We start from the raw sequence: 24,560 nt of genomic DNA, 5'->3' as shown, positions 1-24,560 counted from the left end.
CGGCGGTGCCGGCTGAAACGTTCCAGGGCGGATGGTGCCACGTCGAGGCGTCCCGTGGGGGACGGCCCGCCCTGCGGAAGGCTCCGGGAGGGCCCGGTCAGGGCCCCGCCACGGCGACCGGGAAGGTCACCGCCAGCGCGGGAGGACGTCGGAGCAGACCTGCTCCAGGACCTGCTCCGAGCCGCGGTACGGCTCGGTCTGGCGCGGCCAGTGGGTGACGAGGTCGGTGAACCCGAGGGCCGCCGCGCGGCCGGTCATCTCCTCGAACAGCCCCGGGCTCTCCAGCGCGAAGACGCCGTGGCCGAACGCCTTGGGGGCGTCCATGAGCAGGTAGCGAGGGAAGGTCAGCGGGTCGCGTCCGGCGCGGACCAGCCCCTCCTCGAGGGTGGCCACCATCGTCGCGAGCTGGGAGAACCAGGCGTCGAGGCCGTCGGCGGGGCGTCCCGTCGTCATCCACCCGTCGCCGACGCGGGCGGCGTAGCGCAGGGAGCGCGGGCCGTTGCCGGAGACGACGAAGGGCGTGGACGCCGTGGGGGCGGTCCGCGCGTCGACGGTGCTGAACCAGCGGCCCGCCGCGTCCACGTGGTCCTCGGTGCGCAGGCGCAGCAGGAGGTCGGTGAACTCCTGGAAGCGGTCGACCCGCTCCTTGGCCGGCATCGGCGGGGTGCCGAGCTTCCCCGCGTCGAGGTCGCCCCCGACGCCCAGCCCGAGCAGGAACCGCCCCTCGGAGATCTCGTCCAGCGCCTGCACCTCGCGGAACAGCGGCAGCGGGTGCCGGAAGTTCGGCGCCGTCACGGCCGTGCCCAGGCCGATGCGGCTGGTGAGGGCCGCCGCGGCCGCCAGCGTGGTGAGCGCGTCGCGCCACGGTGCGTCCGGCAGCGTGCCCCAGGTGAGGTGGTCGTAGGTCCAGGCGTGGTCGAGGCCCAGCTCCTCCGCGGCGATCCAGCGGGGCCGGGACTCCGCCCACGGGAGGTCGGTCAGCAGGGTGACTCCGAAGCGCACCCGGCCACCGTAGGTCGATCGCGCACCGGGGCGGTGATCGGCGGTGTGTGAGCAACGGTTCGGTGGGGTGGCTCGGTTGCTGCGACACCGCCGGTGGGGCGGGGCGCCGGTGGGCGGTGTGTGAGCAACTGGCTGGCTCGGTGGCGGGGTTGCTGGCGCACCGCCGGTGGGTGGGACGTCATACGGAGTGGCCCCTGGGCGGGCCGGGTTGGATGACGTCCCGGGGCGGCCGGTGGGCGGTGGCTGAGCAACGGTTCGGGCGGGTGGTTCGGTTGCTGCGACACCGCTGGTAGAGCCGGCGCCGGTGGGCGGTGTGTGAGCAACCGGCTGGCTCGGTGGCGGGGTTGCTGGCGCACCGCCGGTGGGTGGGACGTCATACGGGCTGGCCCCTGAGCGCGCCGGGTTGGATGACGTCCGGGGGCCGCGGTGGCTGAGCAACCGCCCGGGCGCACCACTCGGTTGCTCACGCACCGCCCGGGGTCACGGCGGGAGAGGGGAGCCGTGACGACGAGTCCGGACGGCCCGGAGGGCGGTCAGCAGGATCGTGGTCACGACGAGGGCCGGAAGCCGGGGCGGCACGGGTGGGGTGGGCGCGCCCCGGCACAGGGTCGAACGGACATGGGGATCTCCCGGGGGAGTGCCGCACGGACGAGCGGGCGTCGACGATGGACAGGGGGTCGAGCGTCGGCGACGGGCTGTGTCGACCTCCACGATGCGCGACGGATGACGGTTCGTGGAGGGTCTTCACGGTCTCTGTGCACTTCTCGGGACCAACGTCCCGGGCAGGTGTCCGGCAGGTAACCCGCAGGTCAAAGGCCGTGAGGACCTGTTCACGTGGTCGTCACGGAACGTTCCGGTTCCCCTCCCGGTCACCGCCCTCACCACCCCGCCCAGAGGGCAGCCCGGGACCTTCGACCCGGGCCGCAGCCGGTGCCGCGCGAGGCACGCCGACCGCAGGGGTGGGCGGACGCCGGCCGCCGACTGCCTAGGTTCGGCTCATGAGCGCGCGCCGACCCCTGCCCCAGCACGCCGCCCGCCTCCTCGGCGCCGCGGCCGACACCGCCCTGGACCGCTCCGTCGTGCTCGGCTACTCCCGCCTGGGGCCCCTGCTGCGGCGACCCCTGTGGGCGAGTGACCCCGCCCGCCGCGACCCCGCTCCCGGCTCGCTGCAGGGCCGCCGGGTGGTCGTCACCGGCGCCACGGGCGGGATCGGCGGGGCGATGGCCGAGTCCTTCCTCGAGCTCGGGGCCATCGTGCACCTCCTCGGTCGCTCGCCCGCCAAGGTGGCCGACCGGGCCCGCGAGCTCCGGGTCGCGCACCCGAACGCCGAGGTCGTCGAGGAGGTCTGCGACGTGGGGGACACCGAGGCCGTGGCCCAGTGGTCGGCCGACCTGCTCGGCCGGGTCGACGGCCTCCACGGGCTCGTCCACAACGCCGGGGTGATGACGAAGGAGCGCCAGGAGAGCCCGCAGGGGCACGAGCTGGGCCTCGCCGTCCACGTCCTCGGCCCGCACGTCATGACGCAGGCGCTGCTCCCGCTCCTCACGGCAGACAGCGGCAGCGTCCTGTGGATGAGCTCGGGCGGCATGTACACCGCCGGCCTGCACGCCGACTCCCTCGACGACCTGGAGAACCGGCGCCCCGAGGACGAGCCGTACGACGGCGTCCGCGCCTACGCCCGCACCAAGCGGATGCAGGTGGTGCTCGCGGACGCCTGGGCCCGCCGGACGCGCGGCACCGGCGTCCTGGCCGCCTCGCTGCACCCGGGCTGGGCCGCCACGCCGGGCCTCACCGACGCGCTGCCCGGGTTCGACCGCGTGGTCGGCCCGCTCCTGCGCACCGGGGCGGAGGGCGCCGACACCGCCGTCTGGTTCGTCGCGACCCGGCCCTCGACGGCCCGCGGCACCTTCTTCCACGACCGGGCGCCCCGCCCCGTCCACTACCTGCCCGTCCACCGCCTGCGCGGGTCCTCCGACGAGGACGCTGCCCGCGACCGCTTCCTCGCCCTCGTCGCCGACCTGACGGGTGGCCCCGACCTGCGCTGAGCCCGCCGGGGAACCCGCCCGGGATACTGACCGCCATGCCCCGCCTGAGCCTCCCGCTGCGCGTCCTCGGCCTCGTGGCCCTGCTCGTGGTGCTCCAGGCGCCGCTCGCCTCGGCCTGGTGGACCCAGCACCGCCTGGAGAGCACCGGCACCTGCCAGGACGTCGAGGCCGCGGTGGACGACGAGGGCGCCGCGAGCGTCCTGCTGCCGCGGGTGGTGGCGGCCGCCGTGGTCGAGGACGCCGGCAGCGACGAGGCCGTCGACCTCACCACCCGCACCTACTCCGTGAGCCTGGACGGCGACGCCCTGGCGGCGGCCCGCGACGGCAGCGCCCGGGTCTGCTGGGACGCCGACGACCCCTCGAGCTTCGTCGTGGTCGGGCAGCCCCTGCCGCTGCGGGTCGCTCTGGTGCTGGACGTCGTGGTGCTCGGCGCGATCGGGATGTCGTTCGCCCTGCGGCGCCGCCGCCGCCCCGAGCTGAGGATGGTGGCCGACGACGGGTCGCTGCGGGTCGAGGCCGCCGAGCCCGGCCAGGAGAAGGGCCAGGAGAAGGGTCTCGAGCCGGGCCTCGAACGCCTGGGCGGGCAGCGCTACCGGGTCACGGGCTCGGTGGAGTCGGTCGACGGTGAGCACGTGCGGCTGCTGGTGGAGGAGCGCCACGTCCGGCTGACCGTGCCGGCCGGCGTCCCGGACGACGTCGTGGTCGGCGCGAGCGTCCAGGCCGTCGGCACGATGATCGGCTGACGCGACAGTCGGCTCATACGTGACAGTCGGCTGACACGGGGCGGGGTGTGGTTCCCCGGTCTCGAGCCTGGGCACACTGGCCGACATGACGACCCCCACGACCCTCAGCGCCTTCTCCGCCCGCGGCATCGACGGCGCGGACGTGGACCTCTCCGCCTACGCCGGCCAGGTCGTGCTGGTGGTGAACACCGCCTCGCAGTGCGGCTTCACGCCCCAGTACCAGGGCCTGCAGGCGCTCTTCGACGAGCTCGCCCCGCGGGGGTTCACGGTCCTCGGCTTCCCGTGCGACCAGTTCGGTCACCAGGAGCCGGGCGGCGAGGAGGAGATCGCGACCTTCTGCGAGCGGAACTTCGGGGTCTCCTTCCCGCTCTTCTCCAAGGTGGAGGTGAACGGTCCGGGCACGCACCCGGTCTTCGACTGGCTCAAGACCGAGAAGGGCGGCGTCCTGGGCAGCCGCATCAAGTGGAACTTCACCAAGTTCCTCGTCGGCCGGGACGGGCGGGTCGTGCGTCGGTACCCGCCGACGGCCACGCCCGACAAGCTGCGCGCCGACATCGAGGAGGCGCTGGCGGCCCCGGCGCCGGGGGCGGACGCGTGACCCGCTTCTCCGCCTCCACCGAGGCCACCGCCGTCATCACCGCCGACCGCGAGGCCGTGTTCGCGGTCCTGCGGGACCCCGACGCGATCGCCGAGCTCACCCCCTTCGTCTCGCGGATCACCGCGGACGGCGACCACTGGCGCTGGCAGCTCGCCGGCCTGGAGGTCGCGGGGCTGGCCGTCTCCCCCGCCTTCACGGAGGCGATGACCTACGAGGAGCCGAGCCGCATCGACTTCCGCCACGACCCGCCCGAGGGCGTGACGGAGCGCTCCGCCGTCGAGGGGTGGTACGTGCTCGAGGAGGTCCCCGAGGGGACGCGCCTGTCGACCAGCCTGGAGATCTCGCTGGACCTGCCGCTGCCGCGGCTCTCCGGCCCGGTCGTGCGCACGGCCATGAAGCAGGTGATCGGCCAGATGGGCACCCGCTTCTCCGCGAACCTCCTGCGGCGGCTGGACGCCCGCGAGGTGCCTCAGCGCCAGGACGCCTGAACGGACCGCTGCGGTCGGTTCTGCCGCCCGTCCGCGATCCCTCGGACGCCATCCATCGCTCTCGCGAATAGGTGCAATCGGCAACTCGCGTCCCGAAACAGGACTTCCGACTTGCCGGTAGGGCCGGACGGGGAGGATCTTGACCCGGTGCCGACCTCCGCTGCCACCGCGTCCTCGTACTCCATCACCATGCGCCTCCACACCCCGGCCAACCCGGGCGTGGTCGGTGCCGTGGCCACCGCCATCGGCCAGGCCGGCGGCATCGTCACGGCCATCGACGTCACGGAGTCCACGCACGAGAAGCTGACGGTCGACGTCACCTGCTCCGCCGGCGACGCCGAGCACGCCGCCTCCCTGCCGGGCGTCGCCGAGAAGGTCGAGGGCGTCGAGGTCTACCGCGTCTCCGACCGGACCTTCCTGCTCCACATCGGCGGCAAGATCGAGGTCTCCTCGAAGGTCCCGCTGCGCAACCGTGACGACCTCTCCATGGCCTACACCCCGGGCGTCGGCCGCGTCTCCCGCGCGCTGGCCGACAACCCCGAGGACATCCCGCGCCTCACGGTGAAGGGCAACTCGGTCGCCGTCGTCACCGACGGCTCGGCCGTGCTCGGCCTGGGCAACATCGGCCCCGGCGCCGCGCTGCCGGTGATGGAGGGCAAGGCCGCGCTCTTCAAGCGGTTCGCCAACATCGACGCCTGGCCGATCTGCCTCGACACCCAGGACACCGACGAGATCGTCCGCGCCGTCGAGCTCATCGCCCCCGGCTTCGGCGGCATCAACCTCGAGGACATCGCCGCGCCGCGCTGCTTCGAGATCGAGCGCCGGCTGCGCGAGTCCCTCGACATCCCGGTCTTCCACGACGACCAGCACGGCACCGCGATCGTCGTCCTCGCCGCCCTCACCAACGCGCTGCGCGTGGTCGAGAAGCAGGTCGGCGACGTCCGCATCGCCCTCAACGGCGGCGGCGCGGCCGGCACCGCCATCTGCAACCTGCTCCTCGCCGCGGGCGTCCCCGACATCGTGGTCGTCGACAAGGTCGGCTGCCTCTCCTCCGACGACGAGAGCCTCTCCGGTGCCCACGCGGAGCTCGCCGCGCGCACCAACCCGCGCAAGGTCCGCGGGACGCTGCAGGACGCCCTGAAGGGCGCGGACGTCTTCATCGGCGTCTCGGCCCCGAACGTGCTCCAGGCGGAGTGGATCCCGACGATGGCGAAGGACCCGGTGGTCTTCGCCCTGGCCAACCCGGACCCGGAGATCGACCCGGCCCTGGCCGGCCAGTACGCGGCCGTCGTCGCCTCGGGCCGCTCGGACTACCCGAACCAGATCAACAACGTGCTGGCGTTCCCGGGCGTCTTCCGCGGCCTGCTGGACGCCCGCGCCACCGACGTCACCACCGAGATGCTGCTCAAGGCCGCCGAGGCCATCGCGCTCACGGTCGAGGACGACGAGCTCAACGCGAGCTTCATCATCCCCAACGTCTTCCACCCGGACGTGACCGAGGCGGTCGCGCACGCCATCAGCGGCCGCCCGCGCCCCTGATCGCAGGCAGGACCGCAGGCAGGACCGCAGGCACCCGCAGGGCGGGCGTGGCTCAGGTCGTGGCGTACAGCGCCGCGCCGACCACGCCCGCCTTGTTGCGCAGGGTGGCCGGGACGATCTCGGTGTCCAGGTCGAGCAGCGGCAGGAACTCGGCGTGCCGCTTGCTGATGCCGCCGCCGACCACGAACAGGTCGGGGGAGAAGAGCTTCTCCAGGGTCCGGTAGTAGCGGGTCAGCCGCTTGGCCCACTTCTCCATCGAGAGCTCCTCGGACTCGCGGGCCCGGTTCGAGGCGCGGGTCTCGGCGTCGTAGCCGTCGATCTCCAGGTGCCCGAGCTCCGAGTTGGGCACGAGGACGCCGTCCAGCACGAGCGCGCTGCCGATGCCGGTGCCGAGCGTGGTGACCAGCACCAGGCCGGTGCGGCCCTTGGCGGCGCCGTACCGCACCTCGGCCAGGCCCGCGGCGTCCGCGTCGTTGACGGCGTGCACCGTGCGGCCCGTGGCCTTCGAGAAGAGGGTGTCGGCGTCGGTGCCGACCCAGGAGTCGTGGATGTTGGCGGCCGAGCCCACGACGCCGTGCCGGACGACGCCGGGCACCGTGACACCGATGGGGCCGGTGCTGTCGGGGAACTGCGACAGCAGCTCCGCGAAGACCGCCGCGACGGCCTCGGGCGTGGCCGGCTGCGGCGTCCGCACCCGGACCCGCTCCGCGGCGAAGTCGCCCTCCACCAGGTCGACGGGTGCGCCCTTGATGCCGGTGCCGCCGAAGTCGATGCCGAATGCCTGCGTCTCGCTCACGGGGTCACTCTCCGGGGAGCGACGGGCGCGCGGCAAGTCGCCCGTCCCGTCCGACGGGCCTCGCGACCGGCCGGTAGCCGACGCTCGTGCACCAGGATGAGGTCAGTACCAGCCACAGCGTCCTGACTGGGACAAATGGCGGAGTCTGCACGGGTTCTTTGCCCTCACCCAGGCGACCCGTCAAGACTCGGGACATGTCGTACGGGGTCATGGGGTCGAAGAACGGGCAGCTGCTCATCCAGAGCACCGGCCTGGGTGGCAAGGGTTCCGACGCTGCGCTGGACGCGTTCCAGCAGCGGTGGGGGGCTCAGTGGGTCGGTGGGCGGCTGATGCTGTCCAAGCTGCACCTCACGTTCCTGCCGACGAAGGTGTCGGCGGGCTCCGGGATGCTCAAGCTCTCGACCGAGGACGTGACGGGCATCGAGGTCAGCGGGGGTGTCATGTCGAAGACGATGACGCTGCGCACGGCCACGCACCTTGTCCAGTTCCGGTGCACCGGTGCGGACAAGATGGCCGACCAGATCGCCGAGGCCGCGCGCACGGCCCGCGCCGGAAGCCTGGGCCGTCGCGTCTGACCTCGGGTCGGGGCGCCCCGCGGCTGAGGGGCACCGCGTCCGGTCCAGCCCACGTCCGACACCTGTCTAGTCCCTGGGCGACGAGGCGCGATACCAAGCTGGGTATCTGGCCTGCCGGGATGCCCGGACATGTTGTCAGCGAACGCGTGTGTTGGAACTTGGCCGTGCACGGAGCCCCTGTGACGTGGACCATTCAAGACATGTCCTACGCAGTCATGGGGTCCAAGAACGGCCAGCTCATGGTCGAGAGCGTCGGCGCGGGCCAGGGCCCGGCCGACCAGGCGTGCCTGGCGTTCCAGACGCAGTGGGGCGCCACCTGGGTGCCGGGGAACCTGATGATGTCCCCGCTCCACCTCACGTTCATGCCGTCGCGCGCCTCCTCGGGCGCCGGCATGCTCAAGCTGAAGACCAGCGACATCACCGGCGTGGAGCTGGGCAACGGGATGCGCACCAAGCCGATCGGCCTGCGGATCGGCGGCCACGTGCTGCGGTTCAAGTGCGCCGGCGCCGACAAGCTCGCCCAGCAGCTCGCCCAGGCCGCCAACGACGCGCGCCGTCGCGGCGGGTCGCCGGTCTCCGTGCGGCACTGAGCCGCGGGCCGGCCACCGGCCGGCCCCACCCAGCCACCGGCGCCCTCCCGTCCCGACGGGCGACCGGTCGGGACGCCGACGGCAACGTCCCACTGCCGCCGGCGCCTCGTCGGCGCGGCCGGCCACCCTCCCAGGCCGGCCGCGCCGCACGCGTCCAGCAGCCAGGTCCAGCAGCCAGGCCCAGCAGCCAGGCCCAGCAGTCAGGTCCAGCCGAAAAACCCCGGATCAGGCCGCGAGACCCGCGCGTGCCCGCGCGGCGTCCACCGCGCCGCGGAAGGCGCTGAGGACGTAGTCGGGCACCGGGAGTCCGTGCTCCCGCGCCCACAGCAGCTCGGTCTCCACCCGGGCGACCTGAGCGACGAACTGGGTGTCGTCGGCGATGCCGAGCGTGGTCATCACGTCCCCGAAGTCCGCCAGCTGCTCGGGGTTGTTGACCCCGACCGGCGAGAACGAGAACGAGCGCAGCGTGCGCACCAGCCACTTCTGCCAGGCGGCCAGCTGCTCCCAGAGGGCGCGCGCAGAGAGCTGGTAGAAGGCGTAGTGCCCGGGCTCCTGCCGCTTGATCGGCACGATGACGGTCTCGGCGATCGCCTGCTCGCCCATGTCCACGAGGCCGTCGTGGAGCAGGTTGTAGGCGAGCACGGCGGAGCGCTCGGTGGCCATGCCGGTCAGGTAGTAGAGCATCCGGCTCACGTCCTGCACCGCGGGCACGTGCGAGAGCATCCCGAGCAGGCGGAGCTTGAAGCCGACGTTCTCGAGGTCCGTCTCCGCGTAGCTGCGGCCCAGACGCACCTGGAGCTCGTCGAGGATGCGGCCGTGCTGGATCTCCTGGGGCTGCCAGACGTCCCGGTAGAAGAAGACGTCCACCTCGGGCGGGTCCGGCAGGAGGGTCAGCAGCTCCAGGACGTTGCGGTCCACCTCGAGCTCCACGCGGGCCATGAAGTCGAGGACGTGGCCGAAGCGCTGGTCCAGCAGCCGCGGGTCGCGGACCGAGAAGTCCACGCTCTCCAGCGGGATCGGCGGGTGCTGCTCGCCGAGGCGCTGCACGTGCTCGACGAGGCGGGCCTGGGCGGCGTGGGGGCGGGACACCCCGTCACTGTATTCAGGTGTTCCTCAGGATCGTGAGGCCCCCGCCGAGGTGACCCTGACCACATCCCTCACCTGAACGGCCAGGTCGTCGCGCCTACCATGACGCGAGCGGGCCGTGGCCCGCGTCACCGAGGTGGGGCAGGACGACGGGAGGCGCCGGTGCGGCAGGCGGGGCGTGATCGGTCGGTGAGCACCCGCGTGCGCGCCGCCGTCGCCGCGCTCGTCGCGGTTCTCTGCCTCGCCGCCACCGGCTGCGCCGGGGGCACCACCGACGCGGGCGCGGAGCCGAGCGCCAGCGCCTCGGGCTCAGGGGGCACGGCGTCGGACCCGACCTCGAGCGCCTCCACGGGCAGGGCCGGCCGCACCCCCTCGTCAGCCCCCTCGTCAGCCGCCTCGTCGACAGCCTCGTCAGCCGACCCGTCCAGCGACGCCGAGCCCAGCGGGCTGGACCCCGCGCTGGCGGTCGCGCGTCCGGCCGCCCTCACCGCCTCGCTGGTCGGCGCGGACCTCCTGGTCACCTCCCAGCGGCGGCTCACGCCGGCCGCGGTGGCGCGCGTGCGGTCGCTGACCGGCGTCCGCTTCGTCGAGCAGGTGTCGCGGGCGCAGGTGCTGGTCGAGGACAGGACGCTGGACCTGCTCGCCGTCGACCCCGCCCGGTACCGCCGGTTCGCCCCCGCCGCCAGCGCCCAGACCCAGGCGGTGTGGAACCGGGTGGCCGACGGCGAGGTCGCGGTGCGGCCCGGGCTGCGCGCCACGCTCCCGGTGGACGCCGACGGCTGGCTCGCCCTCGGCAACGCCGCGGACAGCCCCCGCGCCCACGTCGGCGCCTACGCCCCGCAGGTGGCCGGGGTCGACGCGGTGGTCAACGAGAAGTGGGCCGCCGAGCTGGGGCTCACGCGGGGCAACGCGCTGCTGGTGGCGGTCGCCCCGCGCACCTCGCCGCAGTCGGTGCAGGACGCCGTGGGCCGGGCGGCCGGCACGGGAGCCGCCGTCGAGGTGCTCGGGCCCGACCTGCCCGTGGGTGCCGCGCAGACCGCCGTCGTGGTCGGCACCGTCGGCGAGGCCGTCGGGCAGTTCAGCTACACCGTGCTCGGCGGCGGCCGGATCGCCCCCGATCCCGCCTGGGTCTCGGCGCACATCGCCACCGAGGCCGTCCCGATCCTCGGGCGGGTCACCTGCAACAAGGCGCTGTTCCCGCAGCTGAGGGCCGCCCTCGACGAGGTCGTCGACCTGGGGCTGTCCTCCGCGATCCACCCCGGCGAGTACGCCGGCTGCTACTACCCCCGGTTCATCGCCGGCACGACGTCCCTCTCCAACCACTCCTTCGGCCTGGCGCTCGACCTCAACGTGCCCGGCAACCAGCGCGGGACGGTGGGGGAGATGAACCGCACCGTGGTGGCCGTCTTCCAGAAGTGGGGCTTCACCTGGGGCGGGGACTGGGCCTACACCGACCCCATGCACTTCGAGATGAACCGGATCGTCACCCCCGGGTGACCTGTCCGCCTCGGGGCGCCTCAGAGCCGGCAGGCCGGCGAGCCCCCGGGCATCCGGTGCCGGTACCGGGCGACGATCGCGTAGACCGCCGCCGCGAGCGGGCGCACCGGCCGCGCGTCGACGAGGACGCCGAGCGCGCGGTAGGCCCCGGCCAGCGGCGTGCCCGCGCAGGACCGCAGGGCCGCCGCCACCGCGCGGGCGCCACCGAGCGGGTGCGCCCCGTCGGACACCCACCAGGCCGCCGTCCGCACCTGCTCCTCGGTGAGGCCCAGGTCGCCCAGGTCCCCGGCGAGCGCCAGTCGCTGCCAGGACTCCACCCGGCACGCGCCCCGGGCGGCCAGCCAGGCGGCGCAGCGCGAGCAGAAGGCGCAGTCGCCGTCGAAGACGAGCAGGGGTGCGGACACGCCACCATCGTGGCAGGGGCGTGGACGGCTCCGGCAGGTCCGGCAGGATGGGCGGCATGAGCCACGACCACGACCACGGCCACGACCACGAGCACGGCGCCCCCGAGATGAGCGACGAGGAGCGCATCCGGCGGGCCGGCCACATCATCCTGGACGGCGTGGTGGCCTCCGAGGGCCTCACCGGCGAGGCCGAGAGCGACCAGATGGAGCTCGTGTTCGGCCACCTCCTCGAGATCGAGGCGATCGAGCTGCTGCTCGACGAGGACACCGACGAGCTCGAGCTCGACATCTCCCCGCTCATGGGCGGCACCCTGCTGGTGATCCGTCGCCTCGTCGCCGAGCTCGCCGCCCGCGACGGCGTCGACCCCGAGACCGTCGTCATGTCGGTGCGCGCCGCGCTCGACGAGGCCGCCGGCTGAGGCTGCGCCACCGGCCCGGCCCACCGGCCCGGCCCACCGGCCCGGCCCACCCCCGGCCCACCCGCGCGGGGCGCTGACCCTGCCCGGCGGGACCGGGTGGGGGCTAGGGTCGGGCTCGTGAGCATCCTGGACGACGCCCGCGAGGGCATGGACCCCTCCGTCCGCCCGGTCGACGACCTGTTCGGCCACGTCAACGGCCGCTGGCTGGCCGAGGTGGACATCCCCTCCGACCGTTCGAGCTGGGGCCCCTTCGTCCAGCTCGCCGACGCGGCCGAGGCGCAGGTCCGCGAGATCATCACCGACCTGGCGGCCGGCGACTCCGCGACCATGAGCGACGAGGCCCGCAAGATCGGCGACCTGTTCGCCTCCTTCATGGACACCGACGCCATCGAGGCGCGCGGCCTGCAGCCCCTCCAGCCGCAGCTCGCGGCGGTCGCCGGCCTGCGCGACGTCCGCGACCTCGCCGCGTTCCTCGGCGAGTTCGAGCGCCTGGGCGGCCACGGCCTCTTCGGCTCCTACATCGACACCGACGACCGCAACTCCGACCGCTACCTGTTCCACCTCGGGCAGGGCGGGCTGGGGCTGCCGGACGAGTCCTACTACCGCGACGAGAAGTTCGCCGAGGTGCGCGAGGCCTACGTGGCCTACCTGACCCGGCTGCTGACCCAGGGCGGCGTCGAGGACCCGGCGGGCAAGGCCGCCACGATCCTCGCGCTGGACACCCGCCTCGCGGCCGGGCACTGGGAGCGCGCGGAGACCCGCGACGTCCAGAAGACGTACAACCTGAGGACGCTCGCCGAGGTCGTGGAGCTGTGCCCGGCGTTCGACTGGGAGGTCTACGTGACCAACCTGTCGGGCTCGCACCGCAGCGCCGAGGAGGTCATGGGCGAGGTCTGCGTGCGCCAGCCGTCCTTCTTCTCCCACCTCTCCACGGTGCTCGAGGAGGTCCCGCTCGCCGACTGGCAGGCCTGGTTGACCAGCCACGTCATCCGCAACGGCGCGCCCTACCTCACCGACGACCTGGTGGAGACGAACTTCGACTTCTACGGCCGCACGCTCAACGGCACCCCGGAGCTGCGGGCCCGCTGGAAGCGCGGCGTCGCGATGGTCGAGCGGGCGCTCGGCGAGGCCGTGGGCAGGGAGTACGTGGCCCGGCACTTCCCGCCGACGTCCAAGGCCCTCATGGACGACCTGGTGGCCAACCTGCTGGCCGCCTACCGCCAGTCCATCTCGGAGCTGGACTGGATGACGGAGGAGACCAAGCAGCGGGCCTACGCCAAGCTGGACACCTTCCGGCCGAAGATCGGCTACCCGGACACGTTCCGCGACTACTCCGCGCTCACGATCACCACCGACCTGCTGGCCAACGTGGCGGCCTCCTCCGCCTTCGAGACCGACCGCCAGCTGGCGAAGATCGGCGCCCCGGTCGACCGCGACGAGTGGTTCATGCTCCCGCAGACCGTCAACGCCTACTACAACCCGGGCACGAACGAGATCTGCTTCCCCGCGGGCATCCTGCAGAAGCCGTTCTTCAGCCCCGACGCCCACCCGGCCGAGAACTACGGCGGGATCGGCGCGGTCATCGGCCACGAGATCGGCCACGGCTTCGACGACCAGGGCGCCCAGTACGACGGCGCCGGCAACCTCAACGACTGGTGGACCAGCGACGACAAGGCCGCCTTCGAGCTGAAGTCGAAGAAGCTGATCAGCCAGTACGACGGCTTCGAGCCCCGCAGCCTGCCCGGCGAGCACGTCAACGGCGCGCTCACCGTCGGCGAGAACATCGGCGACCTGGGGGGCCTCACCATCGCCCACCGCGCCTACGTCATCGCCTGCGACGGGGAGGCGAGCGTCGAGGACCGCCGCGCGCTCTTCACGAACTGGGCCTACGTGTGGCGCACGAAGCGCCGCAAGGAGCAGGAGCAGCAGTTCCTCACGATCGACCCGCACAGCCCGCCGGAGTTCCGCGCCAACATCGTGCGCAACCTCGCCGAGTTCCACGAGGTCTTCGGGACGCAGCCGGGCGACGGCCTGTGGCTCGACCCCGAGGACCGGGTCCGGATCTGGTGACGGGAGCCCCGGGATGAGCAGCGTCGCTCACGCCCACGGCCAGCACTCCTCGCAGGTCCGCCTGGCCTGGGGGCTGCAGGGGGCTCTCGCCTGCGTCACGGCCGCCGAGCAGGACGCAGGGCAGGACGCCGTGCCGCTGGCCGTGGTCGTCGACGTCCTCAGCTTCTCCACGACCGTCTCGGTCGCGCTCGCCCACGGCACGCAGGTCGTGCCGTGCCCGTGGCGCGACGAGCGCGCCGCGGAGCTGGCCCGCTGCCACGACGCCGCCGTGGCGGTCGGCCGGAGCGAGTCGGGGGCCGGCACCGTGTCGCTCTCCCCGGCGTCCGTGGTGACGGCGCACGGCCGCGGCGACCTCCCGCCCCGGCTCGTCCTGCCCAGCCCCAACGGCTCCACGATCGTCACCGGCCTGGCCGCGGCGGGCGTCGAGGTGTGGGTCGCCGCCCTGCGCTCGGCGCGGGCCGTGGCGTCCGCGCTGGTCGAGCCCGTGCTGGCCGGCCGGCCGGTGGTCGTCGTGGCCGCCGGCGAGCGGTGGCACGACGGCTCGCTGCGCCCCGCGGAGGAGGACCTCTGGGGCGCCGGCGCCGTGCTGGCGGCCCTCGCGGTCGAGCTCGGCACCTCGCGGTTCTCCCCCGAGGCGCTCTCGGCGCGCGTCACCTGGGTGGCGCTGGGCGGTCGGACCGACCACGCCGGCCACGCGGGTCGGCTGCTGCGCGGCTGCGCCTCCGGCGGCGAGCTGGTGGCGCGGGGCTTCGACGCGGACGTCGACCTCGCGGCCGAGGTGGACGCCGACGACGTGGTGCCCGTGCTGCGCGACGGGCGCCTGGTCGCGGGCTGAGCGGTGCCTGCGCCTCCGGGCACGACAGGACCGGCGAACCGGGCAGGGGCTGCGCCCGTTCGGGCGGGCCCGCGTGGGCGCCCCGCGGCCGCGTGCGGGGAAGGGGCACCAGAAATGTATTGAGCGGGCGCCGAGACCGGCGCCCGCTCGCGAGCGATGTGTGATCAAGGCTCGGCACTGATTCTGGTCGCGGGCTCCGACGGGGTCGGTGGTGCCAGCACCACCCTTCGGCAAAGGTTTGGCGACCGGGGCCCGACGCCGCGGGTGCACGCGGCGTCGTTGCAGGTGACGCACCGTCACGTCACCGGCCCGTGGCGGTCCGGGTCGGGGCGGTCGGTGGCGAGGTCCCGACCGTGCCCGGGGTGGTTAGCATCACCTTCGTGAACCAGGTGCTGAGGGTGGTCGTGGCCGAGGACGGTGACCTCATCCGGGCCGGCCTGCTGGCGTTGCTCGAGGGCTTCGAGGACGTCGAGGTGGTCGGCGTGGCGGCGGACCTGCCCGGTCTGCTGGCCGCGGTCGAGGCGCACGCGCCCGACGTGGTGCTCACCGATGTCCGGATGCCGCCCGGCCACGGCGACGAGGGCATCCGCGCGGCCCGCACGCTGCGCCGCAGCCACCCGGACCTCGGCGTCCTCGTGCTCACCCAGTACGCCGACGCCCAGTACGCGCTGGACCTCGTCGACGACGGGTCGGACGGGCGGGGCTACCTGCTCAAGGAGCGGGTCGGGGACGCCGCGCAGCTGGTGGAGAGCCTGCGGACGGTGGCCGCGGGCGGCTCGGTGGTCGACGAGACCGTCGTGGAGATGCTGGTGTCGGCGGGCCGCAAGCGTCCCGGCTCCCCCCTGAGCCGGCTGACCCCCCGCGAGCTGGAGGTGCTGGGCCTGGTCGCCGGCGGGCTGAGCAACCAGGCGATCGCCGAGCAGCTCGTGGTCACCGACCGGGCCGTGGAGAAGCACGTGAGCTCGGTGCTCACCAAGCTCGAGCTGCCGCAGGACACGCAGACGCACCGCAGGGTCGCGGCGGCGCTGGTCTACCTGAGCGAGATCGGGGCGCCGAGCCGGGCCGCCACGCCCGGTCCGCGGCGGTGAGCCCCTCCCGGGCCGGCGGCTCCGCGACCGGCCACGTGCCCCTGCAGGGGGACCTCCACTCGGCCGCCTCGGCGGCGCGAGCCCGCCAGTACTGGTGGGTGAACGCGGCCGCGGTCGGCTCCTCCACGCTCGCCCTGGCGGCCGCCTACGTGGCGGGAGCGAGGTCGGTCTCGATCGCGCAGGACCTCGTGGTGATGGGGTTGGCGCTCGGCGTCCTGCTGGTGTCGGCGCCGTGGCTGCACCGCGCCGAGGGTCGCGTGGCCGGGTTCTCCGTGCTCGCCTCCACGGTGGTGTTCTCCCTCGGCGCCGTGTGGGTCACCCCGTTCCTCTCGCCGCTGGCGGTGCTCGCGCTGCTCGTGCCGCTCATGGTGACGATCCCGCTGCTGGACCGCCGGCTGCTGCTCATCACGACCGTGACCGTCGTGGTCTCCTCGGGCGTCGCCGCGGGTGTCGCGGAGCACCGCCGCGTGGCCCTGCCGGAGGTCGACTCCATCGGCCCCGTCGTCTCCGTCGTGATCTTCTCGCCGATCATCGTCGCCGTGGTGGCGTGGGTCGTGCTCGACACCTACCGGCGCCTGGAGTCGCAGGCGGCCGCGCTCCGGGTGGCCAACGAGCGCGTGGTCCGGGCAGCAGACGCCGCCCGCCGGACCCTGGAGCGGGACCTGCACGACGGTGCCCAGCAGCGCCTGGTGGGCCTGAGCCTGCGGCTGGGGCAGATCCGTCGCCTCACCGAGACGTCCGACTGCCACGTCGTCCAGGCGGCCCTCGACGAGGCGGTCCAGCAGAACCTGGAGGCCGTCCGCGAGCTGCGCGAGCTGGCGCGCGGCATCTACCCGGCCGTGCTCACCGAGCGCGGGCTGGTGGCGGCGCTGCGGGCGGCCGCGCTGCAGGCGCCGGTGAGCTGCGTCGTCCTGGACGCGGGCGTGCCGCGCTACCCCGAGGCCGTCGAGGCGGCCGTCTACTTCACCGTGATGGAGGCGCTGACCAACGCCACCAAGCACGCGGCGGCCCAGGAGGTGCGGGTCGAGCTGCGGGACGAGGCGGGCCCGGCGTTCGTGGTCGCGGACGACGGGCGGGGGTTCGACCCCGCTGCGGTCGGCGCCGAGGGCGGCCTGGCGGGCCTGGAGGCGCGGGTCGAGGCGCTCGGCGGCGTCCTGCGGGTCGAGAGCGCGCCGGGCCGCGGCACCCGGGTCGAGGGTGTCGTGCCGGCCGTCGCGGTCTGAGCCCGTGCCGGGCGCGCGGGTGGCCGCGCGCGGGTGACCGCGGGCGTCCGCGGGCGTCCGCGGGGGTGTCAGGAGGTCATGAGGGCGACGCCGAACACGAGCGTCCCGCCCAGCCCGACGATGCTCGCGGCGTAGAACGGGCCCCACTCGCGCGTGGCCTCCGCGCGCGCGGCCAGGTAGCCCCACGGGCTGGTGAGCAGCGCGATGACGACCATCCTGCGGGTGGCGCGGTCGGTGGGCAGCGTCCGGTCCGCGCGCAGGTCCAGCAGGTCGGAGACGAACGCCTGGACCGAGACGCCGACGGCGAGGGCCACGTCCAGCCACCACAGGACGACGGGGACCGAGCCCAGGCCGCCGCTCAGGTCGGAGAGGGCGGTGGGGCCGGAGAGCCGGACCAGCCACGGCACGAACGGCAGCAGGAGAAGAGGGGCGACCGCCAGCCGCACCGCAGGCAACGCCAGCGAGGAGGCCACCGCCCTCGTCACCCGTCGCGTCGTGTCGCTGTCGAGGACAGGACGCAGCACGCGGGAGAGCGAGGCTCGGGCACGGTGGACCAGCCGGTGGGGGACGTGCGGATGAGGGAGGGAGAACGGCTGGACGGTCACGGGGGCCGATCCTGCGCCTCGCTGCTGGAGTGGGCCTGAGCGCCTGCGAGGCGGTGGCTGTGAGAGCCGGGAACCGTCCACAGGGCGCTCCTCCCGCGTGCTGGTCCCCAGCCCGGGCGCCCGGGTCTGCCAGGGCGTCGGCACGCGCTGGTAGACATCGGGACGTGCCTGCCGACTCCTCCTCCGCCCCACGCGTCGCCGATCCCGCCGTCGACCCCGCCGCCCGCGCCGCCGCCCGGGCGCGCGCCGAGGAGCACCTCCGCGCCCTGGTGGGCAAGGACGAGGCGAGGCTCCGGGAGGACCAGTGGACGGCCATCGAGGCGCTGGCGGTGGACCACCGCCGGGCCCTCGTCGTCCAGCGCACCGGCTGGGGCAAGTCGGCCGTCTACTTCGTCGCCACGCTCCTGCGCCGTGAGGCGGGGGCCGGCCCGACCGTGATCGTCAGCCCGCTGCTCGCGCTCATGCGCAACCAGATCGAGGCCGCCACCCGCGCCGGCATCCGCGCGGTGACGATCAACTCGACCAACGCGGGCGACTGGGAGCCGATCCACGAGCAGATCCGCGCCGGCGAGGTCGACGTGCTGCTGGTGAGCCCCGAGCGGCTCAACAACCCCGGCTTCCGCGACGAGGTGCTGCCGCGCCTGGCCGCCACCTGCGGCCTGCTCGTCGTCGACGAGGCCCACTGCATCTCCGACTGGGGCCACGACTTCCGCCCCGACTACCGGCGCATCGCGACCCTCCTGGAGGACCTGCCCGACGGCATCCCCGTCCTCGCCACCACCGCCACCGCCAACGAGCGGGTCACCGCGGACGTCGAGCAGCAGCTCGGCTCGGTGCGCTCGGGCCAGGTGCTGGTGCTGCGCGGCTCGCTGGACCGCGAGTCGCTGCGACTCGGCGTGGTCCACCTCAAGACGCCCGACCAGCGGCTCGCCTGGCTGGCCGACCACCTGGCGGAGCAGCCCGGCTCGGGCATCGTCTACTGCCTCACGGTCGCCGCGACCCAGGAGGTCGCCGACTACCTGCGCTCGCGGGGCCATGAGGTCGCCGCGTACTCGGGGCAGACCGAGGCCACCGAGCGGCAGGCGCTCGAGGCCGACCTGGCGGCCGGCCGGGTCAAGGCGCTCGTCGCCACCAGCGCCCTGGGGATGGGCTTCGACGCCAGCCTCGGCTTCGTCGTGAACCTTGGGGCGCCCAGCTCACCGGTGGCGTACTACCAGCAGGTGGGTCGCGCGGGGCGCGGGCTGGACGCGCGGAGCGAGTCGGCGACCGTCGTCCTGCTGCCGGCGGTGGAGGACCGCGACATCTGGGCGTACTTCGCCTCCCTGGCGTTCCCCCGCGAGGAGCTGGTGCGTGAGACGCTCGCGGTCCTGGCCGAGGAGGGGCGGCCGATGAGCACGGCGGCCCTGGAGACCCGCGTCGAGCTCAACCGCACCCGGCTGGAGACGATGCTCAAGGTCCTCGACGTGGACGGCGCGGTGCGCCGGGTGCGCGGCGGCTGGGAGTCCACGGGGCAGCCGTGGGTCTACGACCAGGCGCGCTACGACCGGGTCCGCGAGGCCCGCGAGCGCGAGCAGGCCGCGATGCTGGAGTACCTGCGCACCGACGTGTGCCGGATGCGCTACCTGCGCGAGCAGCTCGACGACCCCGAGGCCGTCGACTGCGGACGCTGCGACAACTGCGGCGGCTTCGCCCCCTCGACGGCGGTGTCGGAGGACGCGGTGGCCTCCGCCCGGGAGCGGCTCGACCGCCCCGGGGTGCCGCTGCCGCCGCGCAAGATGTGGCCGACGGGCCTGGACCGGATCGGGCTGTCCCTCAAGGGCAAGGTGGCCGAGCAGGCCCAGGAGGGGCGGGCCGTCGCCCGCCTCACCGACCTCGGCCACGGCCAGGCGCTGCGGGCGCTGTTCCGCGAGGGCGCGGAGGACGGCCCCGTCCCCGTGCCCCTGGTGCGGGCCGTGCTGGAGGTGCTGCGCGACTGGCGGCCCGACGTCGACGCGATCGTCGCGACCGACTCCGTCACGCGCCCGACCCTCGTCGCCGACCTCGCCGACGGGCTCTCCCGCCAGTCCGGGTTCCCGGTGCTGGGCCGCTGGGCGGTCGTCGACCCCGACGTCCCGCCGGCCGCCGGCCGGGCCAACTCGGCCCAGCGGGTGGCGGCCGTCGGGCGCCGGTTCGACCTGGTCGAGCGGGAGCCGGGCGCGCTCGCCGGCGCCCGGGTCCTCCTCGTGGACGACCTGCTCGACACCGGCTGGTGCACCACCCTCGCCGCCCGCGCGATCCTCCGCGCCGGCGCCGCGTCCGTGCACCCGCTGGTCCTCGGGGTCTCCGGCTGAGTCCCGCCCCCTCGTCGCGGCCTGCTGCTTGCCGGCCGCTTCGTCGCGCGGCTCGGGGACGTCATACGGGCGGGACGCACTGTCCCTCAGACGTATGACGTCGCACCCGGCGGCTCGGGGACGTCATACGGGCGGGACGCACAGTCCCTCAGACGTATGACGTCCCGGGCGGCCGGGCTGCGACCGGAGCAGCTCAGCCGAGCTGCTGCGCGATGACCGACCGCAGCCGGTCGTCGGTGGGCTCCACGCGCGGGGAGAACCGGGCGACCACACCGCCGTCCGCGTCGATGACGAACTTCTCGAAGTTCCACGAGATGTCGCCGGCGTTGCCGTGCTCGTCGGGCGTCGTGACCAGCGCGGTGTAGAGCGGGTGTCGGTCGTCCCCGTTCACCTCGATCTTCTCGCTCATCGGGAAGGTGACGCCGTAGGTGGCCGAGCAGAACTCGGCGATCTCCTCGGACGTGCCGGGCTCCTGGCCGCCGAACTGGTTGCAGGGGAGGCCGACGACGGTGAACTGGCCGCCCAGCTCCTCGGCGAGGGCCTCGAGGCCGGCGTACTGCGGGGTCAGGCCGCACTTCGAGGCGACGTTGACGAGGAGGGCCGGCTTGCGTCCGGTGAGGTCGGCAAGGGTGCCCGGGGTGCCGTCGAGGCGGGCGATCGGGGTGTCGAGGAGCGTCATGCGCTCAACGTAGCGCCGCGGCCCCACCCGCTCCCACGCCCCCGAAGTGGGGACAGTCCCTGACCAACGGACCCCGAATCGTCCCGAAATGGGGTCCGTTCGTCAGGGACTATCGCCGCCGCCGGGCGCAGCAGCCGCACCAGCAGCGGGGGGCGACGAGGTTGTCGGCGGGCGCGGCTACGGTCGGCCCGTGAGCTTCGTCCCCGTCACCGGCACCGCGACGTTCCGCGCGGCCCGGCCGCCGCGGGAGTCGGTCGTGGAGTTCGTCGACGAGCGGCGCACGGTGGTGCTCCCGATGCGGGCGGCGCTGCCGGTGCTGACCAAAGCGCACGGACGCAGCGACCTCCACCCCTCGACGCGGCTGCTGTCCGGCGCGGCGCTGCTCGGCATGCGGCTCGTGGCCGCGGGCGCCTTCGAGCCCGCACCGAGCCGCGAGGGCGAGCCGCCGGCGTGGCAGGTCGGCACCCTCGACCCGGCCGACGAGGACAGGGCGCGCATGCTCGCCGCCGCCCAGGCCCACGACGCGCTGGACGAGGCCAAGGCGCTCGAGGTCGTCCGCGAGGTCCTGGACGCCGTGGTGGACGCCATGCCCAAGGCGGCACCCGGCCCGGCGAGCACCGGCGGGCGCGCAGGCACGCGGTCGGGCGCGCGCCCCGGCACGAGCCGCGGGCTGCCGGGTCGGCCGCCGACCGGCCGGGACCCCGGCACTCACGACCACGACGACCAGGACGACCCGCTCCCGCTGGGGCGCGCCGTGCCGGGGCCGTCCCCGGACTTCCAGCGTCGCCTGGCAGACCGCCTGGCCCGCCACCGGCACGCGGGATCGCTGCCGACGCTGGTGACGCTGTCGCTGCGGGTCGAGGCCGACGAGGAGGACCTGGGCGCGGGGTCGGTGCGGCTCGTGCCGCAGGTCGCCGACGAGCAGGACCCGCTGCACCTCGCGGACGCCTCCGCGCTCTGGCTCGACGACCCCGACGAGCACGGCTTCGGGGACCGCGCCCGCGTGCACGCCACCGCCGCCCTGCGCGGCGCCGCGGCGGCCTGGCCGGTGCTGGAGCGCCTGCTGGACGAGCGGGTGCCGACCCAGCTCGTCCTCGAGCCCGACGAGCTGGCGGACCTGCTGGAGCACGGGGTGTCCGCGCTGGCCGCCCGGGGCGTCGACGTCCTGTGGCCTCGGGCCCTGGGCCGCGACCTCACCACCTCCCTGGTGCTCGACGAGCGCCGCGCACCGGCGGCCGGCCGCGAGGGCCAGCTCCAGACGGGCCTGCTCAGCCCCGACACCGTCTTCGCCTTCTCCTGGCAGGTCGCCCTCGGGGAGGACCCGCTCACCGAGGAGGAGATGGACGCCCTGGCCAAGGCGGCCTCGCCGGTCGTGCGGCTGCGCGGCGCCTGGACCGTCGTCGACCCCTCCGTCGCCCGCAAGGCCCGCAAGCGGCTCGTGCGCACCGTGCGCCCGGCCGAGGCGATCGCCGCGGCCCTCACCGACGGGGCCGCGCTGGAGCCCGAGCCCGACCCGGGCCCGCCCGGACGCGCAGGGCAGGACGAGTGGGGTGCCGCGCCCACGGTGGTGCTCGGCGCGAGCCTGCTGCGGGTCCGCGAGCGGCTCGCCGCCGCCGGGGCGGGGGAGGAGCTCGCCGAGCCCGCGGGCCTGGACGCGACCCTGCGCGGCTACCAGCGCCAGGGCCTCTCCTGGCTCGCGCACCTCACCGGCCTCGGGCTGGGCGCCTGCCTCGCCGACGACATGGGTCTGGGCAAGACCGTCACCCTCATCGCGCTCCACCTGCACCGCACGGCGCAGGCCCGTTCCTGCCACGCCGGCCCCACCCTCGTCGTCTGCCCCACGAGCCTGCTCGGCAACTGGGAGTCCGAGATCCGGCGGTTCGCGCCGGGCGTCCCGGTGCGCCGGTTCCACGGCTCGCAGCGCTCCCTCGTCGGCCTCGGGGCGGGCGGTGCCGACCAGGGCACGCTGCTGGACGCCGACCAGACAGACGCGGGCACCGACCCCGGCTTCGTCCTCACCACGTACGGCACCATGCGCGCCGACCTGGTCGCCGCGGGCGGCAAGGACGCCGCCGAGCCCGCGCGGCTGCTGGCGGACGTGCCCTGGGGGCTCGTGGTCGCCGACGAGGCGCAGCACGTGAAGAACTCGCGGTCCGCGACCGCCCGCGCGCTGCGGGCCCTGCCCGCCTCCGCCCGGGTCGCGCTCACGGGCACCCCGGTGGAGAACGACCTCACCGAGCTGTGGTCGATCCTCGACTGGCTCGTGCCCGGCCTCCTGGGCAGCAGGCTGGCCTTCCGTCGGGTGTGGGCGGCGCCGATCGAGTCCGGCGAGGAGCCAGCCAAGGCCGTCCAGTTCGCCGAGCTCGTGCGGCCGTTCCTGCTGCGGCGCCGCAAGTCGGACCCGGGCATCGCCCCGGAGCTGCCGCCCAAGACCGAGACGGACCACCCGCTCACGCTCACCCGCGAGCAGGCCGTGCTCTACGAGACCTTCGTGCGCGAGACGATGGACCGCATCGAGCGGGCCGACGAGGAGACCCGCCGCGGCCTGGTCCTGGCGCTCCTCACCGGGTGCAAGCAGATCTGCAACCACCCCGCGCAGTTCCTGGGCCGCACGGGCGCGCGCAGCAGCGGCCGCTCGCCCAAGATCGAGCTCCTCGACGAGCTGCTGGGCACCGTGCTCGCCGAGGACGGCGCCGCGCTGGTCTTCACCCAGTACGTCGCGATGGCGCGGATCATCGAGGGCCACCTCACGCGCGCGGGCATCCCGCACCAGTTCCTCCACGGCGGCACCCCGGTGCGCGAGCGCGAGGCGATGGTGCGGCGGTTCCAGGACGACGGCCCCGACCGCGTCCCCGTCTTCCTGCTCAGCCTCAAGGCCGGGGGCACCGGGCTCAACCTCACCCGCGCCGACCACGTGGTGCACGTCGACCGCTGGTGGAACCCGGCCGTCGAGGAGCAGGCCACCGACCGCGCCTACCGGATCGGCCAGACCAAGCCCGTCCAGGTGCACCGCATGGTCACCCGGGGCACGGTCGAGGAGAAGGTCGCCGAGCTGCTGGCGCGCAAGCGGGCCCTCGCGGACGCCGTCCTCGGCGGCCACGAGGCGGCGCTGACCGAGCTGAGCAACGACGAGCTGCGCGACCTGGTGACGCTGCGGTGAGCGAGCCGGCCCAGCCGGGACCGTCCGGGGCGGGCGCACGCCGGCCCGGCGACGTCCTGCTGCACGCGCCGCTGGCGGCGCGGCGCCAGGCCCCGCGCCTGCGCCAGTGGTGGGCCCGCGCCTGGGACCGGGCGGCCGAGGAGGCCGCCTACGGCGAGCCGGACCTCGTGGCCGGCCGGCGCCTCGCCCGCACCGGCGGGGTCGGCGGCCTGCGCCTGGAGCCGGGCCGGGTCACCGCGGCCGTGGAGACGCGGGAGGGGCCGGCGTCGGTGGTGGTGACGGTCCCCCTCCTGGACGACGGGGATGCCGCCGCCCTGGTCGAGGTGGTCCTCGCCGAGCCTGCCCGCGCGGACGCCCTGCTCGCCGGCGACCTGCCGCACGACCTCGTCGAGCACGCCGAGGAGGCCGGCGTCGAGCTGCTGCCCTACGGCGACGAGCTCTCCTGCGACTGCACCTGCCGGCACTGGGTCGACCCCTGCGAGCACGCCCTCGCGGTGCTGGTGCAGGTCGGCTGGCTGCTCGAGGGGGAGCCGCTGCTGCTGTGGCACCTGCGCGGCCTGCCCCGCGAGCGGCTGCTGGCCCGCGTCCGGGAGGCCGCCCGGGAGCGCGAGGAACGGGAGGCCGACGGCCCCGGCGGCGAGCCCGAGGCGCCGGAGATCGACCTCGCGCTCGACGCGGCCGTGCGGGCGCGCCGGTGGCTGGCCTGGCTGGAGGAGCACCCGCCCGGCGCTCCGGGGCAGGACGCCGACCTGCCGGCCCACCTGCTCCCCTGACCGCTCCCGCCCGGC

At 74.7% G+C, this 24,560-nt stretch carries 22 protein-coding genes; 16 read left to right on the top strand and 6 right to left on the bottom strand.

Annotated features, from left to right (window positions below; all coding sequences use genetic code 11):
- Positions 1–126: 126 nt before the first annotated feature.
- Complete coding sequence (locus E8D37_RS08635; protein ID WP_136569355.1) at positions 127–1,002, bottom strand: LLM class flavin-dependent oxidoreductase; 876 nt, start codon at positions 1,000–1,002, stop codon at positions 127–129.
- 998 nt (positions 1,003–2,000) lie between these two features.
- On the opposite strand from E8D37_RS08635, the gene E8D37_RS08630 reads away from it, so the two are divergent.
- The 5 genes from E8D37_RS08630 to E8D37_RS08610 all read left to right on the top strand — a co-directional run bounded on the left by E8D37_RS08630 (position 2,001) and on the right by E8D37_RS08610 (position 6,415).
- Positions 2,001–3,047 (top strand): SDR family NAD(P)-dependent oxidoreductase, encoded by a 1,047-nt coding sequence (locus tag E8D37_RS08630; protein ID WP_136569354.1) that lies wholly within the window; start codon positions 2,001–2,003, stop codon positions 3,045–3,047.
- A gap of 35 nt (positions 3,048–3,082) precedes the next feature.
- On the top strand, positions 3,083–3,790 hold the full coding sequence (locus E8D37_RS08625; protein WP_136569353.1) for a hypothetical protein: 708 nt from the start codon (positions 3,083–3,085) through the stop codon (positions 3,788–3,790).
- 85 nt (positions 3,791–3,875) lie between these two features.
- Positions 3,876–4,388 (top strand): glutathione peroxidase, encoded by a 513-nt coding sequence (locus E8D37_RS08620; RefSeq protein WP_136569352.1) that lies wholly within the window; start codon positions 3,876–3,878, stop codon positions 4,386–4,388.
- A complete protein-coding gene (locus E8D37_RS08615; RefSeq protein WP_168929686.1) occupies positions 4,385–4,876 on the top strand; it encodes an SRPBCC family protein in 492 nt (163 codons plus the stop codon). Before E8D37_RS08620 ends, E8D37_RS08615 begins: the two co-directional genes overlap by 4 nt.
- A gap of 189 nt (positions 4,877–5,065) precedes the next feature.
- Positions 5,066–6,415 carry an NAD-dependent malic enzyme gene (locus E8D37_RS08610; RefSeq protein WP_136569613.1) on the top strand — a complete coding sequence of 450 codons (1,350 nt, stop codon included), beginning with the start codon at positions 5,066–5,068 and terminating at the stop codon, positions 6,413–6,415.
- 52 nt (positions 6,416–6,467) lie between these two features.
- Here the strand turns inward: E8D37_RS08610 and ppgK are convergent, their stop codons facing one another.
- Positions 6,468–7,211, bottom strand: coding sequence for a polyphosphate--glucose phosphotransferase (gene ppgK / locus E8D37_RS08605; RefSeq protein ID WP_136569350.1), 744 nt, complete (start codon positions 7,209–7,211; stop codon positions 6,468–6,470).
- Positions 7,212–7,405: 194 nt separating this feature from the next.
- Between ppgK and E8D37_RS08600 the strand changes: the two genes are divergently transcribed.
- Positions 7,406–7,786 carry a hypothetical protein gene (locus E8D37_RS08600; protein ID WP_136569349.1) on the top strand — a complete coding sequence of 127 codons (381 nt, stop codon included), beginning with the start codon at positions 7,406–7,408 and terminating at the stop codon, positions 7,784–7,786.
- A gap of 200 nt (positions 7,787–7,986) precedes the next feature.
- A complete protein-coding gene (locus E8D37_RS08595) occupies positions 7,987–8,376 on the top strand; it encodes a hypothetical protein (protein WP_136569348.1) in 390 nt (129 codons plus the stop codon).
- Between the two features lie 225 nt (positions 8,377–8,601).
- Here E8D37_RS08595 and E8D37_RS08590 read toward each other — a convergent pair whose 3' ends face one another.
- The gene (locus E8D37_RS08590) at positions 8,602–9,465 is read right to left on the bottom strand and encodes a GTP-binding protein LepA (RefSeq protein WP_136569347.1); all 864 of its coding nucleotides are present in this window, start codon (positions 9,463–9,465) and stop codon (positions 8,602–8,604) included.
- Between the two features lie 186 nt (positions 9,466–9,651).
- On the opposite strand from E8D37_RS08590, the gene E8D37_RS08585 reads away from it, so the two are divergent.
- Positions 9,652–10,959, top strand: a complete 1,308-nt coding sequence (locus E8D37_RS08585; protein WP_136569346.1) for a M15 family metallopeptidase — start codon at positions 9,652–9,654, stop codon at positions 10,957–10,959.
- Between the two features lie 20 nt (positions 10,960–10,979).
- Here the strand turns inward: E8D37_RS08585 and E8D37_RS08580 are convergent, their stop codons facing one another.
- Entirely contained in the window at positions 10,980–11,363 is a 384-nt protein-coding gene (locus E8D37_RS08580) for a DCC1-like thiol-disulfide oxidoreductase family protein (protein ID WP_136569345.1), read from the bottom strand.
- A gap of 56 nt (positions 11,364–11,419) precedes the next feature.
- On the opposite strand from E8D37_RS08580, the gene E8D37_RS08575 reads away from it, so the two are divergent.
- The 5 genes from E8D37_RS08575 (at position 11,420) to E8D37_RS08555 (ending at position 16,998) form a co-directional block, all read left to right on the top strand.
- Positions 11,420–11,782 carry a hypothetical protein gene (locus E8D37_RS08575; protein WP_136569344.1) on the top strand — a complete coding sequence of 121 codons (363 nt, stop codon included), beginning with the start codon at positions 11,420–11,422 and terminating at the stop codon, positions 11,780–11,782.
- Between the two features lie 117 nt (positions 11,783–11,899).
- Positions 11,900–13,852, top strand: a complete 1,953-nt coding sequence (locus E8D37_RS08570; protein ID WP_136569343.1) for a M13-type metalloendopeptidase — start codon at positions 11,900–11,902, stop codon at positions 13,850–13,852.
- Between the two features lie 13 nt (positions 13,853–13,865).
- The gene (locus E8D37_RS08565; RefSeq protein ID WP_136569342.1) at positions 13,866–14,687 is read left to right on the top strand and encodes a 2-phosphosulfolactate phosphatase; all 822 of its coding nucleotides are present in this window, start codon (positions 13,866–13,868) and stop codon (positions 14,685–14,687) included.
- 392 nt (positions 14,688–15,079) lie between these two features.
- Positions 15,080–15,775: a response regulator transcription factor gene (locus E8D37_RS08560; protein WP_206055673.1), complete on the top strand. Its 696-nt coding sequence runs from the start codon at positions 15,080–15,082 to the stop codon at positions 15,773–15,775.
- The gene (locus E8D37_RS08555; RefSeq protein ID WP_136569340.1) at positions 15,772–16,998 is read left to right on the top strand and encodes an ATP-binding protein; all 1,227 of its coding nucleotides are present in this window, start codon (positions 15,772–15,774) and stop codon (positions 16,996–16,998) included. The genes E8D37_RS08560 and E8D37_RS08555 overlap by 4 nt, the downstream gene beginning before the upstream one ends.
- A 68-nt stretch (positions 16,999–17,066) precedes the next feature.
- On the opposite strand, the gene E8D37_RS08550 is transcribed toward E8D37_RS08555, so the two are convergent.
- Positions 17,067–17,603, bottom strand: coding sequence for a hypothetical protein (locus E8D37_RS08550; protein WP_136569339.1), 537 nt, complete (start codon positions 17,601–17,603; stop codon positions 17,067–17,069).
- A gap of 269 nt (positions 17,604–17,872) precedes the next feature.
- Here E8D37_RS08550 and E8D37_RS08545 point away from each other — a divergent pair, with 269 nt between their 5' ends.
- A complete protein-coding gene (locus E8D37_RS08545) occupies positions 17,873–19,933 on the top strand; it encodes a DEAD/DEAH box helicase (RefSeq protein ID WP_240770325.1) in 2,061 nt (686 codons plus the stop codon).
- Between the two features lie 193 nt (positions 19,934–20,126).
- Here the strand turns inward: E8D37_RS08545 and E8D37_RS08540 are convergent, their stop codons facing one another.
- Positions 20,127–20,612, bottom strand: a complete 486-nt coding sequence (locus E8D37_RS08540; RefSeq protein ID WP_136569337.1) for a glutathione peroxidase — start codon at positions 20,610–20,612, stop codon at positions 20,127–20,129.
- 190 nt (positions 20,613–20,802) lie between these two features.
- On the opposite strand from E8D37_RS08540, the gene E8D37_RS08535 reads away from it, so the two are divergent.
- Both E8D37_RS08535 and E8D37_RS08530 read left to right on the top strand, forming a co-directional pair.
- Positions 20,803–23,772 (top strand): DEAD/DEAH box helicase, encoded by a 2,970-nt coding sequence (locus E8D37_RS08535; protein WP_240770288.1) that lies wholly within the window; start codon positions 20,803–20,805, stop codon positions 23,770–23,772.
- Complete coding sequence (locus E8D37_RS08530; RefSeq protein WP_240770287.1) at positions 23,769–24,545, top strand: SWIM zinc finger family protein; 777 nt, start codon at positions 23,769–23,771, stop codon at positions 24,543–24,545. The genes E8D37_RS08535 and E8D37_RS08530 overlap by 4 nt, the downstream gene beginning before the upstream one ends.
- The last annotated feature ends 15 nt before the right edge of the window (positions 24,546–24,560 follow it).

Origin of the sequence: Nocardioides sp. GY 10127 (assembly GCF_004919085.1) — a bacterium.
Lineage (GTDB): Bacteria > Actinomycetota > Actinomycetes > Propionibacteriales > Nocardioidaceae > Nocardioides.
Note: the sequence above shows the minus strand (reverse complement) of the source record. Positions and strands in the feature narration are given on the sequence as shown.

Coding starts and splice junctions, on each gene's coding strand:
- E8D37_RS08630 (WP_136569354.1), top strand. CDS start 2,001: ATGAGCGCGCGCCGACCCCTGCCCCAGCACGCCGCCCGCCTCCTCGGC.
- E8D37_RS08625 (WP_136569353.1), top strand. CDS start 3,083: ATGCCCCGCCTGAGCCTCCCGCTGCGCGTCCTCGGCCTCGTGGCCCTG.
- E8D37_RS08620 (WP_136569352.1), top strand. CDS start 3,876: ATGACGACCCCCACGACCCTCAGCGCCTTCTCCGCCCGCGGCATCGAC.
- E8D37_RS08610 (WP_136569613.1), top strand. CDS start 5,066: ATGCGCCTCCACACCCCGGCCAACCCGGGCGTGGTCGGTGCCGTGGCC.
- E8D37_RS08600 (WP_136569349.1), top strand. CDS start 7,406: ATGTCGTACGGGGTCATGGGGTCGAAGAACGGGCAGCTGCTCATCCAG.
- E8D37_RS08595 (WP_136569348.1), top strand. CDS start 7,987: ATGTCCTACGCAGTCATGGGGTCCAAGAACGGCCAGCTCATGGTCGAG.
- E8D37_RS08575 (WP_136569344.1), top strand. CDS start 11,420: ATGAGCCACGACCACGACCACGGCCACGACCACGAGCACGGCGCCCCC.
- E8D37_RS08565 (WP_136569342.1), top strand. CDS start 13,866: ATGAGCAGCGTCGCTCACGCCCACGGCCAGCACTCCTCGCAGGTCCGC.
- E8D37_RS08540 (WP_136569337.1), bottom strand. CDS start 20,612: ATGACGCTCCTCGACACCCCGATCGCCCGCCTCGACGGCACCCCGGGC.